At 74.9% G+C, this 12,381-nt stretch carries 12 protein-coding genes; 10 read left to right on the top strand and 2 right to left on the bottom strand.

Features of this window, described 5'->3' with window-relative positions:
• Window positions 1-2: 2 nt before the first annotated feature.
• The 3 genes from ER308_RS14085 to ER308_RS14095 are packed head-to-tail and all read left to right on the top strand — an operon-like array spanning window position 3 to window position 3,870.
• Window positions 3-1,565, top strand: a complete 1,563-nt coding sequence (locus ER308_RS14085) for an NAD(P)H-hydrate dehydratase (protein ID WP_131155572.1) — start codon at window positions 3-5, stop codon at window positions 1,563-1,565.
• Complete coding sequence (alr, locus tag ER308_RS14090) at window positions 1,562-2,773, top strand: alanine racemase (protein ID WP_205745624.1); 1,212 nt, start codon at window positions 1,562-1,564, stop codon at window positions 2,771-2,773. Before ER308_RS14085 ends, alr begins: the two co-directional genes overlap by 4 nt.
• Before the next feature lie 2 nt (window positions 2,774-2,775).
• A complete protein-coding gene (locus ER308_RS14095) occupies window positions 2,776-3,870 on the top strand; it encodes an alpha/beta fold hydrolase (RefSeq protein WP_131155573.1) in 1,095 nt (364 codons plus the stop codon).
• Here ER308_RS14095 and ER308_RS14100 read toward each other — a convergent pair.
• Window positions 3,779-4,735 (bottom strand): alpha/beta hydrolase, encoded by a 957-nt coding sequence (locus ER308_RS14100; protein ID WP_131155574.1) that lies wholly within the window; start codon window positions 4,733-4,735, stop codon window positions 3,779-3,781. The genes ER308_RS14095 and ER308_RS14100 overlap by 92 nt on opposite strands.
• 181 nt (window positions 4,736-4,916) lie before the next feature.
• Here ER308_RS14100 and ER308_RS14105 point away from each other — a divergent pair, with 181 nt between their 5' ends.
• The 7 genes from ER308_RS14105 (at window position 4,917) to ER308_RS14135 (ending at window position 11,390) form a co-directional block, all read left to right on the top strand.
• Window positions 4,917-5,543: an MBL fold metallo-hydrolase gene (locus ER308_RS14105; RefSeq protein ID WP_165492101.1), complete on the top strand. Its 627-nt coding sequence runs from the start codon at window positions 4,917-4,919 to the stop codon at window positions 5,541-5,543.
• Between the two features lie 231 nt (window positions 5,544-5,774).
• Complete coding sequence (gene tsaE / locus ER308_RS14110) at window positions 5,775-6,356, top strand: tRNA (adenosine(37)-N6)-threonylcarbamoyltransferase complex ATPase subunit type 1 TsaE (RefSeq protein WP_131155576.1); 582 nt, start codon at window positions 5,775-5,777, stop codon at window positions 6,354-6,356.
• Complete coding sequence (gene tsaB, locus ER308_RS14115) at window positions 6,356-7,141, top strand: tRNA (adenosine(37)-N6)-threonylcarbamoyltransferase complex dimerization subunit type 1 TsaB (RefSeq protein ID WP_131155577.1); 786 nt, start codon at window positions 6,356-6,358, stop codon at window positions 7,139-7,141. The genes tsaE and tsaB overlap by 1 nt, the downstream gene beginning before the upstream one ends.
• Complete coding sequence (rimI, locus tag ER308_RS14120; protein WP_131155578.1) at window positions 7,138-7,989, top strand: ribosomal protein S18-alanine N-acetyltransferase; 852 nt, start codon at window positions 7,138-7,140, stop codon at window positions 7,987-7,989. The genes tsaB and rimI overlap by 4 nt, the downstream gene beginning before the upstream one ends.
• Window positions 7,989-9,023, top strand: a complete 1,035-nt coding sequence (tsaD, locus tag ER308_RS14125) for a tRNA (adenosine(37)-N6)-threonylcarbamoyltransferase complex transferase subunit TsaD (protein WP_131155579.1) — start codon at window positions 7,989-7,991, stop codon at window positions 9,021-9,023. Before rimI ends, tsaD begins: the two co-directional genes overlap by 1 nt.
• Entirely contained in the window at window positions 9,020-9,865 is an 846-nt protein-coding gene (locus ER308_RS14130; protein ID WP_131155580.1) for a GNAT family N-acetyltransferase, read from the top strand. Before tsaD ends, ER308_RS14130 begins: the two co-directional genes overlap by 4 nt.
• 199 nt (window positions 9,866-10,064) lie before the next feature.
• Window positions 10,065-11,390, top strand: a complete 1,326-nt coding sequence (locus ER308_RS14135; RefSeq protein WP_131155581.1) for a DUF2254 domain-containing protein — start codon at window positions 10,065-10,067, stop codon at window positions 11,388-11,390.
• 96 nt (window positions 11,391-11,486) lie between these two features.
• Here ER308_RS14135 and ER308_RS14140 read toward each other — a convergent pair whose 3' ends face one another.
• Window positions 11,487-11,972 (bottom strand): transcriptional regulator, encoded by a 486-nt coding sequence (locus ER308_RS14140; RefSeq protein ID WP_131155582.1) that lies wholly within the window; start codon window positions 11,970-11,972, stop codon window positions 11,487-11,489.
• Window positions 11,973-12,381: the final 409 nt, after the last annotated feature.

Raw genomic sequence — 12,381 nt, forward strand, 5'->3', positions numbered from 1 at the left:
CCATGCCGACCCCCCTGTTCACTCCCGCGCAGGTCCGCGAGATGGACGCGCGGGCGTTCGATCGCGGGACCTCCGCCGACGCGCTGATGGAGCGCGCCGCGGGGCATCTCGAGCGCGCGGTGCGCGACCTCGCCGGGTATGGGTACGGGCTCCGCGTCACGATCCTGTGCGGCAAGGGCAACAACGGAGGCGACGGGCTCGCGCTGGCCCGCCGTCTCACCGACGTCGGGGCGCGGGCGACCGTCTGCGTCGTGACCGGCGAGGAGACGTTGGAGGGGCTGCCGGCCGTCCAACGGGACCGTTGGCTCGCCCGTGGCGGCACCCTCGTGTCGAGCCCCCAGGAGGCGCTCGTCGGCGCCGACGTGACCGTCGACTGCCTGCTGGGGACGGGGGCGGCCGGCGAGCCCCGCGACCCCTACCGCACGGCGATCGCCGCGCTGGCGGCCGAACGGGCGCAGGGCACCCCGGTGGTCGCCTGCGACGTGCCGTCCGGCGTCGACGCCGAGACCGGCACGGTGGCGGAGCGGGCCGTGACCGCCGACGTCACCGTCACGCTCGGCGCCGAGAAGGTGGGCCTGCGGATGTGGCCGGCTCGGGGACGATGCGGGGACCTCGTCACCGGCGACCTCGGGATCCTCGAGCGCCGAGACGAGCCGGTCGCCTGGAGCCTCGACGATCGGGACGCCGACCACCTGCTGCCGTTCCCCCCGCCCGGGGCGCACAAGCGCCAGCGCGGCCGCGTGCTGATCGTCGCCGGGGCGCAGGGCATGTCGGGTGCCGCGGTGCTCGCCACTCGCGGCGCGGTCGAGGCCGGCGTCGGGCTGGTGACGTGTCTCGCCGCCCCCGGCTCCCGCGACGCGGTCGCCGGCGCGGTCCCCGAGGCGCTGACCGCGACCTTCGGCGACCTCGACGACCGCGACGACCACGACGCCGCGGTCGCCGACGTGCTCGCGCGCGCGCAGGACGCCGACGTGGTCGTCGCCGGCCCCGGGTTGGGGCGGGGCGGTGGGCCGACGGCGTTGGTGCGCGCGTTGGTGGAGCGCCTCGAGCGGCCCCTCGTGCTCGATGCGGACGCCGTCAACGCCCTCGCGGAGGTGCCCGAGGCCTTGACGGCTCCCCGCGCCAACGCGCTCGTGCTCACCCCTCACGAGGGGGAGCTGGCGCGGCTCGTCGACGGTCCCGTGCAGCGCAACCGAGCCTCGGAGTACGCCGCCGACTGGGGCGCGACGGTGGTCGCCAAGGGTCCGGGCACGGTGACCGCGTCCCCGGACGGGCGGACGTGGGTGTGCGCGAGCGGGAGCGTCGCGCTGGCCACGGGAGGGACCGGGGACGTGCTCTCCGGGATGATCGGCGCGGTCCTCGCCGGGGACGTCGACCTCGCGCGCGTGGCGGCCACCGTGCACTGGCACGGCCGGGCGGGGGAGGCCGCCGCCGCGTTGCGCCACCCGGCGGCGGTGCGCGCCGGCGCGGTCGCCGATGCCGTCCCGACGGCCCGCGCCCGCATGGCCGGGGACCCCGGCCCGCGCCCGGGGGCCCCCATCCCGCGTCCCGAGGACCGCCGGTGACACACCTCCGTTCCCCGTCGTCCGTGGACGCGCAGGCGCCGCGCGAGGCCGCTGCCGGGGCGCAGGGAGCTCCTCCCGCCCACCGGCCGGTCTGGCTGGAGATCGACCACGACGCGATCGCCGCCAACGTGGCGGCGCTGAGGTCCCATGCGCGGGCCCCCCGCCTGATGGCCGTGGTCAAGGCCGACGGGTACGGCCACGGGCTCGTCGAGGCCGCGCGGTCGGCGGTGGCCGGCGGCGCCGACGAGCTGGCGGTCGCCCTGGTCGAGGAGGGCGAGGCGCTGCGCGCCGCCGGGGTCGACGTCCCCATCCTGTTGCTCACCGAGCCGCCCGCCGCCGCGATCGGCGCCCTGCTGACGGCGAGGCTCACACCCACGGTCTACTCGCCGGGGTTCGTGACGGCCCTGCAGGAAGCCGCCGCGGCGCGCGAGGGTCCTCCCGCCGCGGTCCACCTGAAGCTCGACACGGGGATGCGGCGGGTCGGCGTGCCCCCCGCGGACTGGGAGGACGCCCTCCGACGCGTGCGCGACGCCGGCGCCCTGCACCTCGCCGGGCTCTGGAGCCACTTCGCGGTGGCGGACGAGCCGGACCACCCCTTCATCGCCGAGCAGGCCGACGCGTTCGCCCGCGGCCTCGAGCTCGCTCGGGCGCTCGATGCCGCGCCCGACGTCGCTCACCTCGCGAACTCCGCCGCGACGCTCGATCTGCCCGACACGCACCACGACCTCGTCCGGCCCGGCCTCGCGGTCTACGGGCTCGAGCCCGCGCCCGGGCTCGCCGGCGAGGTGCCGTTGCGACCGGCGCTCGCGTTGCGCGCGCGCTTGTCCCTGGTGAAGCGCCTCACTGAGGGGGAGGCCGTGAGCTACGGCCTGACGTGGGCCCCGGACCGCGACACCTGCCTCGGCACGGTGCCCGCCGGCTACGCCGACGGCGTCGTGCGGGCACTCGGCAACCGGGCCCGGGCGCTGGTCGGGGGGCGCCGCGTGCCGTACGCCGGGCGGGTGTGCATGGATCAGTTCTGTGTGGACCTCGGCCCGGACGCGACCGAGGCCGACGGTGACGAGGTGACCCTCATCGGCGGGCAGGGGGACGAACGGGTGAGCGTCGACGAGTGGGCGGGGCTGCTCGGCACGATCAACTACGAGATCATCACCCGCATCGGTCCGCGTGTCCCGCGCGTGCATCTCGGGGCCGCCGGGGAGAGCTAGGCGTGGTCCGGGCACGCGCGATCGGTCTCGTGGCCTTCGGCGCGGCGACGCTCGGGGGAGCCGCCCTGGGGTACCTCGGAGAGCGGCGGGTGATGGCCGGCCAGGCCCAGCGGGTCGCCGAGGCGGATCCGTCGCTCGCGGCCGCTCCGGGGTGGGCGTCGCGGGACGTCGAGAGCCACGACCGCACGCTGTTGCATGCCGAGTTGCGCGCCGCACCCGGGCGGCCCGCGGTGCTGTTCAGCCACGGGCTCGGGCTGTCCTCGCGGGTCTGGCACGACCAGATGACGGTGCTCGGCGAACGCTTCCACAGCGTCGCGTTCGACCACCGGGGTCACGGCCAGAGCGCCCGCGCGGCCCGCGGCGACTACACGCTCGACGCGCTCGCCGACGACGTGGCCGCAGTCCTCGCCGAGACCGCGCCTGCGGGGCCCGCGGTGCTGGTCGGGCACTCGCTCGGCGGCATGGCGGTGCTCGCCTGCGCCGCCCGGCACCCCGGGCTCCTGGGTGAGCGGGTGCGCGGGCTCGTGCTCACCAACACCGCCGCGAGCCGGCTGTTCTCCGGCGCCGCCAGGAGCACCCTCGCGGCCGCCGTCAGCACCGTGCAGGCCCGGGTGTACGAGGCGGTGGTGGCTCGCTCGTCGCGTGCTCGGCGTCGCCTGGAGAGCGACGATCCCGAGGACCGGCCCTCGACGGACCTGTCGCTGCTGGCCACGCGCCAGTTCGGGCTGAACCCGGAGGCACCCCCCGAGCTCGTCGCGTTCCTGGAGCGGGAGCTGCGTGGCACGCCGCCGGTGGTGCTCGGCGCGTGCGCCCCCGCCCTCACCACCGTCGACCTCCAGGACGTCGCTCGCGAGCTCACCGTCCCGACGCTCGTGCTCGCGGGGAGCCGCGACCGTCTCACGCCCCCGCGTCAGGCGCAGCGCCTCGCGGAGATGCTCCCCGACAGCGAGCTCGTCACGATCGAGGGCGCCGGGCACACGGCGATGCTCGAACAGCCCGACGCGGTCACCGCCGCGATCGACCGGTTCGCGGCGCGCGTGACCGCCGACGCGGGGGGCGGCGACGGGACGAGCGCTCGGCGAGCCAGCTCGCGGTGACCTCGGCGAGCTCGTCGGCGGCCTCGCCGTCGCTGATCAACGCCTCGCCGTCGCGCCAGTGGTCCCCGTAGGCACCGAACTGCGCGTGGTTCATCCCGTCGATCACGACCACGTCGGCGTCGTCCGGCAACAGGTGGCGCCGCTGTCGCACGTCCGCGGTCGTCGTGAGGCCGTCGCGCCCACCCGCGACCGACAGCACCGCGAGATCGTCGCGTGCCGCGAGCTCGGCGCCCTCGGTCGGGTAGCCCCCCCACAGCACCAGCCCCTCGATGCGATCGACCGCCGCGGGACCGTCGGTTGCGGCGTGGCCCTCGGCGGTCGCCTCCGCGCGCCGGCCGAGGTGGCTCGAGGCCATCGCACCTCCCAGGGAGTGCCCGCCGACGATCCACGATTCGATGGTGTCCTCGGCCGCGATCACCTCGTCGGCGCGGTCGATGTCCAGCACCGCGAAGTTCAGCGGCATGGCCGGGATGAACACCGCGACCCCGGCCTCGGCCACCACCGGCGCCCACGTGGCGGCGTAGGAGGCCGGCGCCACGCGGGCGCCCGGGTAGAAGACGACCCCCCGTACGGGCTCCTCGCCCTCGGGAGTGAGCCGCAGGTAGCCGTCGCCCTGACCGACCGCGACGCGCGGGTTCTCGAACACCGTCGTGAAGCGGTCCTCGTCCGGCCCGCGCGGCAGGGCCGCCCAGCCGACGAGCACGACCAGAGCCAGCGCGAGGGCGATCGCCGTCCAGCGCAGCGGGCGGCGCCAACCCGATCGGCGCGACCGACGGGCCGGCGGGCCCGACTCCTCGCCCGCCCGCGCCTCCTCGCCGGTCTGCGCCTCGTGTTCCAGGGGGCGCACCCCCGGGCGTTCGCTCATCGGGTCCTCGCTGATCGTTGATCCGGTGCGTTCCGGCCCGCGCCCCAGCCTTGCTACCGCGGGGCGGGCCTGCCTACGCTGCGGATCCCTTCACGGGCAGCGGTCACCGCCCGACGGTGTGGGTGGCCGCTCGATCGGTGGTCCGCGGAGGGCCCGTCCGCACCCGACCATGGGAGCGCCATTGAGGATCACGAAGTATCCACAGTCCTGTCTGGTCATCGAGAAGGACGACGGGGGGCGCCTCCTGCTCGATCCGGGTCTGCCCGCGGTCCGAGCCTACGACGTCGACGCTTTCGGCTCCGTGGACGCGGTCCTCTACACACACCGGCACCCTGATCACTGGGATCCCGACTCGATGCGCGAGCTGATCGACCGCCACGCCGAGGTCTACGGCAACGCCGACCTGCGCGTGGCCGCCGGTGACGAGCCCGTGCAACCCCTCGATGACGGTGACGAGGCCGACGTCGCCGGGTACACCGTGCGGGCGATCGACCTCGAGCACATGCCGATGGTCAACGGCGCTCCGGGGCCCCAGAACACCGCGTTCCTCATCGACGGGACCCTGCTCCATCCCGGCGACGGGCTGGACGCCTCCGGCCTGCGTGCGCCGCTGCTCGCCGTCCCGCTCGCCGGCCCCAGCGCGAGCATGCGCGACGCCTACCGCCTCACCGAGCAGGTCGGCGCGCGTCAGGCGATCGCGATCCACTACGACGTCTTCCCCTCCGACCCCGAACGGTTCGCTCGCGAGTGTGACGTCGCCGAGGTGGTGGTCCTCGACGACGGCCAGGCCGTCGACCTCTCGGGCTGACGGTCGGGAGGTGGCGCGCCCGGCCGTGCCCGGCTGCCCCGCCCGTCCGGGAGCTGCCCGTCGGGGGCCGCCCGTCCGGGGCCGCCGAACCGGAACGCCCTGTACGGGACGGCCTGTACGGATCGCTGGTCCGGGGCCCCCGGTCCGGAACGGCGCCCACGACGGCGCACAGCCCCCGGCTCGGCTAGCGTCGTTGGCGAAGAGCGCCGGGTACGAGGGGACGGAGGAGCGGTGGATCTGGCCACCAGCGATCCGCACGACACCCGCCGGTTCGCGGCGGCACTGGCCGGGCTGCTGGAGCCGGGGGATCTCGTCTCGCTGACCGGCGAGCTCGGGGCCGGCAAGACCTGCGTGGCGCAGGGGGTCGCCGCCGCCCTGGGCGTGACCGAGCCCGTGACCAGCCCGTCGTTCCTGCTGCGGCGCGACTACGCGGGCCGGGTCCCGCTGGTGCATCTCGATGTCTATCGGCTGGAGACGCTGGAGGAGGTGCTCGACACCGGCTGGCTCGACGCGGCCGACGAGGCGGTCGTGCTCGTCGAATGGGGCGACGCCGTGCAGCCGTTGCTGCCGGCCGACCACGTGGAGGTCGAGCTGGCCCTCGCCGACCCCGCCAGCGTGCCGAGCGAGCTCGGAGCCCCCGAGCCACGGCGGGTGCGCGTTCGCGCCCACGGTCCGCGCTGGGCGGCCCGCCGCGACGAGCTCCACGCAGTACTGGCGCCGTGGCGGAACGAGCGTCGGGTGGCCGCGGGTCGCGGTGGCCGTGCCGACGACGGCGGGTCGCGGAACCGGGCGGCTCCCGAGGGGTCGGACTGATGCGGGTCCTGGGGATCGACACGGCGAGCACCCGCTCGAGCGTCTGTATCGGAGGCGCCGACGGGCCGCTGGTGACGGCGTCGCTCGGCCGGCACCAGCAGCACGGCGAGTTCGTGACGCCGGCGGTCTCCTGGTGCCTCGATCGGGCCGGCCTGAGGCTCGACGACGTCGACGGCGTCGCGGTGACCGTCGGCCCGGGTCTCTACACCGGGTTGCGCGTCGGCCTCGCGACGGCGCAGGTCCTCGCCCACGTGCGAGGCTGGCCGCTCGTGGGTCGCTCCTCGCTGGAAGTGCTCGCCCAACCGCTCGCCGAGGCACCCCACGGGCACCGCATCTGGGCGGTCCTCGACGCGCGGCGCGGCGAGCTGTTCTGGGCGAGCTACCGCGCGGGGCCGGGCGGCCCGGAGCCGCTCGACACCCCACGCGTCGGCACGATCGACGAGCTCGCCGAGGCGGTCGCCGGGACCGGGGAACCGGCCGTCTGCGTCGGGGACGGGGCAACGCGCCACCGCGAGGATCTGCTGGCCCGCGGTGTGCACGTCGCCTCGCCTTGGCTGGCACAGCCGAGCGCCGAAGCGCTGGTGGAGCTCTCCCTGGGGGCGTTCACCCGCGGCGAGACCACCGCTCCGGCGGAGCTGCGGCCGGTCTACCTGCGGGAGGTGGATGCGCGGATCGGCTGGGGGCAGCGGGCAGCACTCCACGGCGGGCCGGGCGAGGGCGGACCGGGCCAGGGCGGACCGGGCCAGGCGGCCTCGCCGTCCACGGGAGAGGGGGCAGCCTCGTGAGAGAGGGCGGGCGCCTGACGGGATGGCCGACGCGGCGGCCCGCGGCGCGGACGGCGCTGCACGGCGTGCGGATCGAGCCGATGCGTCGGCGGCACCTCCGCCGGGTGCTGGCGATCGAGACGCGGCTCTACCCACGGCCGTGGACCCCGGAGGTGTTCGTGGGGGAGCTGGCTCGCGACGGTCGTTCCTACCTGGTGGCGCGGGTCCCGGGCCGCCTCGGGCGCCGGCGGGTCGTCGGCTACGGCGGCGTGTTGTTCCAGGCCGGGGAGGCGCACGTCACCACGGTGGCGGTCGATCCCGTCGAGCATCGCCGCAAGGTCGCGACCCGGCTGGTGATCGCGCTGCTCGAGGAGGCCCGGGAGCGCGGATCCCACGCCGCGACACTGGAGGTGCGAGCCGCGAACCATGGTGCCCAACGCCTGTACAGCGCGTTCGGGTTCGTGCCGAAGGGCGTGCGCCCGCGTTACTACCGTGAGACCGACGAGGACGCGGTCGTGATGTGGATCGACGACCTGCGCGATCCGGCCGTTGGACGCCGCCTCGAGGCGCAACGCGCGCGCTTGGAGGCGCCGGGCGGGGCCAGCGGCGCCCCCGATCACGACGTCCCGTGGGTGACCGGGCGGGTCGGGCTCCACGCCGGAACGTCCGGTGGCGACGCGGCTGGTGGCGACACGGCTGGTGGCGACGCGGCCGGGCATGAAGCGGGCGGGGGTGAGGCGGGCGGGGGTGACTCGGAGGGTGGATCGACCAACGCGGCAACGGGCATCCTCTCCGAAAGGGACAGGGCCCGTGCTCCCGGGCGGCAGGCGCCCGGGACGCGCGGAACCGAGGAACGAGGGCGCGACTGATGCTGGTGCTCGGGATCGAGACGTCGTGCGACGAGACGGCTGCGGCGCTGGTCGCGGACGGCCGGGTCGTGCGCGCGAACGTGATCGGGAGTCAGTGGGAGCGCCATCGTCCCTACGGCGGGGTCGTCCCGGAGGTCGCGGCGCGCGCGCACCACGAGCTGCTGCTGCCGGTGCTCGACCGCACGCTCGCCGAGGGCGGCGCGACCTACCGCGACCTCGACGCCGTCGCGGTCACGCACGGCCCGGGGCTGGTGGGCGCCCTGCTCGTGGGTCTCGCGGCCGGGAAGGCCGTCGCGCTCGCGCACGACGCGCCGCTGATCGGTGTGAACCACCTCGAGGGGCACGTCTATGCCGCGCAGCTCGAGTTCGGGACGCTCGAGCCACCCGCGGTCGCGCTCGTCGTCTCCGGTGGGCACACGAACGTGGCGCTCCTCGCCGAGGACGGTACGTTCGCGACGCTCGGCACGACGATCGACGACGCCGCCGGGGAGGCCTTCGACAAGGTCGCGCGGTTCCTCGGGCTCCCGTACCCCGGTGGGCCCGAGATAGACCGCGCCGCCCGCACCGGCGATCCGGCGGCCATCGCCTTTCCCCGAGCGAAGCAGGACGGGTCCTACGACTTCTCCCTGTCGGGCCTCAAGACGGCGGTCGTGCGGGAGCTCCGGCGTCGTGAGGCCGCCGGCCAGCCCGCTCCGATCGCGGATGTGGCCGCGAGCTTCCAGGAAGCGGTCGTCGACGTCGCGGTCGACAAGACGCTGCACGCGGCGACCGACCGTGGGATCGAGCAGGTGGTGATCGCCGGTGGTGTGGCCGCGAACTCGCGACTGCGCGAGCGCATGGAGGCCGAGTGCGCCACCCGGGGCCTGCGCCTGCTCGCCCCCTCACCGGCGCTGTGCACCGACAACGGCGCGATGATCGCCGCGGCGGGCACGAACCGTCTCGCCCTCGGTGAGCGCAGCGCCCTCGACCTCGGCGTCGACCCGAACCTCGCGCTCACCGGCCCGGTGGCCGTCGCCGGGGGTGAGCGGCCGTGACCCAGACGCCGACCCACACCGAGGTGCGCGTGGTCGACCGGCACCTGGCGCCACGTGTGGCCGGCTGGCTCGAGGGCGACCCGACCCGCGACGGGGTGCTCGCGCACCAGCATCTGCTCGACGCGCTCGACAGCGGGGAGGAGGAGCGCGTGCTCGTGTGGCCGGCGGACGAACCCCGCGCGGTCGCCTTCCTCGCCTCGACCGGCACCTTGATCGTGTCGGGCGACGCCGCGGGCGGGCCACCCCTGGCCGCGCACCTGCACGGGAGCGGCTGGCGGGTGCTGCTCGGCGACGCTGCGCTCGGCCGTGCGCTCCTCGAGGCGGGCAGCCGCGGCGTCCTGCGCCGCCGCGGGCGGGCCCGCGAGCAGCGCCTCATGGGAACGCGCGAGCCCGTCGACCTTCCCCCGCCGGTCGGGTTGCGGCGGGCGCGGCCGGCCGACGAGGAGGCGGTGACCGAGCTCGCCGCCCGACTGCACGTCGAGGATCGGATGGGGCCGCCGCTGTCGCGCCCCGCGCGGGCGAGCGTCGGCGATCGCCTGCGTGACAGCATCGCGCGGGGTGCCACCTGGGTGGTGCCCCGGGACGGCGAGATCGTGGCGAAGGTCGACGTGGCGCTGGCGAGCCCACTTCGGGGTGCGCAGCTCGCGGGGGTCTACGTGGCCGAGGCGTGGCGTGGCCAGGGGATCGCGGCCTCGGCCATCGCTGCCGTGACGCGTGAGCTCATGGCGGAGGGCATGCCGGGGGTGACGCTGCACGTGCGCGCGGACAATGGGCCAGGTCGCCGGGCTTATGCCCGTGCGGGCTACGCCGACATCGCTGAGTGGCTGCTCGCACTGCGCTGATCCGCTCGCCGGCGCCCCGGGAGACCAAGACCGGTCGGACAGGTTCCCGAGTGCCGGCGGCGGGGACGATCTGTACCGTGATGGCACGGTTGGTGGCGGGCCCACGACCCTGTGACATCCACCACTCGCGCCGGCACGGGTGCTCCGCCTTCCCGCGCCTCCCGGGTCCGGCGCCAGCACTGACTCCCTCGAGGCGACCATGCCCGATCACGAAGCGATCCTGGCGCGGCTGCGCTCCAGCATCCTCATCCGTCCGCTCGCCTTCGTGATCGCGGGGGCGGTGCTGGCCTTGTTCATGCTCGCCGTCGACGCCGACCCGAACGTCGGCCTGCCGACCGGGGTGGCCTTCGAGCCCGAGAGCGCGCGGCTGCTCTACGGGACGTTGGCCGGCGCGGTGCTGACCGTCGCCGGTATCACGTTCTGGGTGCGCGCCGCGAGCGTGCAGCTCGCGGCCGCCCAGTACTCGCCCCGCGTGGTGCACGGGTTCCTGTCGGACTGGTTCCAGCAGTCGATGATGGGCCTGCTGGTCGGCATCTTCACGTACATCGTGATCGTCTTCCGCGCGATCCCCTCGAGCAACGGGATCGCGGCCCGCGCCGCGGCGACGCCGGACCTGGCGGTCATGCTGGGGGTCATCCTCGCCGGGGGCTCGGTGCTCGTCATCCTCGTCGCGATCCGCAACGCGGTCGCGTCCATGCAGCCGGGGGCGCTGGCCCGCCGCATCACCGACCTCACCGTCGAGCGGATCCGCGAGGCGCACCGTGCGCGGGTCGAGGACTCCGGGATCGCTCATGCGGGCGCCGACGTGCTGCCCACCGGCGCCGGCTATGTGGTCCGGGCCTCGAACACCGGATGGGTGCAACGCATCCGGGTGAACGAGCTGCTCGGGGCCATGCCCGAGGGCACGGTGGTGCGCCTCAAGGTCCGCGTCGGACTGTTCGTGGTGCGTGGCCGGCCGCTGTGCACCGTGTGGCAGGGCGACCGGCCGCACACGCTGTCCGAGCGGGCGGTCGATGCCCAGGTACAGAAGGCCGTGCAGCTCGGGCGCACCCGCATCCTCGCGAGCGACGTGGACTACGGCATCCAGCAGCTCGTCGACGTCGCGATCGCGTCGCTGTCCCAGGGCAGCGCGGACGCCGGGAGCGCCTACGAGGTCATCATCCACCTCGAGATCGTGCTGCGGGAACTGCTCGAACGCGATCTGCCGCCGACGGTCACCGTCGACGAGCAGAACCGCGTGGTCGTCCGGGTCCGTGATTTCACGTTCGACGACTACGTCACCGAGGCGTTCGACCGCCTGCGGCTCACCGCGGCACCGCACCCTCAGGTGGCCGGAGCGGTGCTCTCGAGCATCGGCGCGCTCGTGTACGACGCCCACGAACTCGGTCGGCCGCAGCGTGCGACGCCGTTGCGGCGGCAGGCCAGCCTGCAACTTCGCTCGTGCGAGGCGGCGGGGCTCCTCGACCACGACCTCGAGCAGCTGCACGTCATCGCCGACCGGTGGGGCCTGGCCGCGGCGGCCTGACCCCCCCGACGGCCTGATCCCGCGGCGGCTCGGCGCGCGAGGGCCTGACCCCTCGGCGGCTCGGTGCGCGCGGGCGCGCCTCCGGGTGCCCCGGGGTCAGGCGGTGGAGAGCACGCCCTCGTCCTCGAGGCGGACGATGAGGTCCTCGGGCTCGGTGCCGTAGATCACGCTGAGCGCTCGGAGGTCCTCACCGCGAATCGTCAGCACGTTGCCGTTGAAGTCGCCCCGCTGCAACTGGATCGTGTGTGCGAACCGGCTGACCGGCTGGAGCTCGGGGTCCAGCTCGGAACTCGCCAGCCGGCGCAGGTCGAGCATCACTCGCGGTGGCCCTGCGGGCCCCCCGCGGCCGGCGCTCCCATCGTCCTTGGGCAGGAGCTCCGAGACCGGGACGTTGTAGAACTCGCCGAGCTCGGCGAGCTTCGCCACCGATACCGCTCGATCGCCGCGCTCGTAGGAACCGACGACGACCGCCTTCCACTTGCCTTCGGACAGCTCCTCGACCTGCTGCAGCGTCAGGCCCTGTTGCTGCCTGATCGCGCGCAGGCGGTTGCCGAGCCGCCGTTGGTAGTCGTTCTCGCTCACCACCGTGGACCTCCTGACCCACCGCGCACGGGGCACGGAGCCCGGTCGCGCCGAATCGATGTCTCCGCCGCCACATCCGCCGGGGGTGGATGATCGACCTGTACTCACTCAGCGTAAAGCATCCAGGTCGTCACGTCGACTATCCGTGTGCACCGGACAGAAACGAAGCACATCTGAGCCTCTTACGATCAAGTATAGGTGATGCGGCAGCGGGTTGGCTTGCACCCGTCATGCGTGATTGCTAACTTTCGGAGTAGCACTCTAGTGGTGCGAGTGCCAGTCCCGCTCCTGGCGTCCCTGTGGCGCAGTCGCGTGCGGGCTGGAGCGGTTGCTCCGCCCTGCCCGCAGCAGGGGCGCGTCCGCCAATGGGGGCGCCCGCGGCGCCACCGGCCGGACACCGCACCACCGA

The sequence above is a fragment of the Egibacter rhizosphaerae genome (assembly GCF_004322855.1).
Taxonomy (GTDB): domain Bacteria; phylum Actinomycetota; class Nitriliruptoria; order Euzebyales; family Egibacteraceae; genus Egibacter; species Egibacter rhizosphaerae.

Coding starts and splice junctions, on each gene's coding strand:
- ER308_RS14085 (WP_131155572.1), top strand. CDS start 3: ATGCCGACCCCCCTGTTCACTCCCGCGCAGGTCCGCGAGATGGACGCG.
- ER308_RS14100 (WP_131155574.1), bottom strand. CDS start 4,735: ATGAGCGAACGCCCGGGGGTGCGCCCCCTGGAACACGAGGCGCAGACC.
- tsaB (WP_131155577.1), top strand. CDS start 6,356: ATGCGGGTCCTGGGGATCGACACGGCGAGCACCCGCTCGAGCGTCTGT.
- tsaD (WP_131155579.1), top strand. CDS start 7,989: ATGCTGGTGCTCGGGATCGAGACGTCGTGCGACGAGACGGCTGCGGCG.
- ER308_RS14135 (WP_131155581.1), top strand. CDS start 10,065: ATGCCCGATCACGAAGCGATCCTGGCGCGGCTGCGCTCCAGCATCCTC.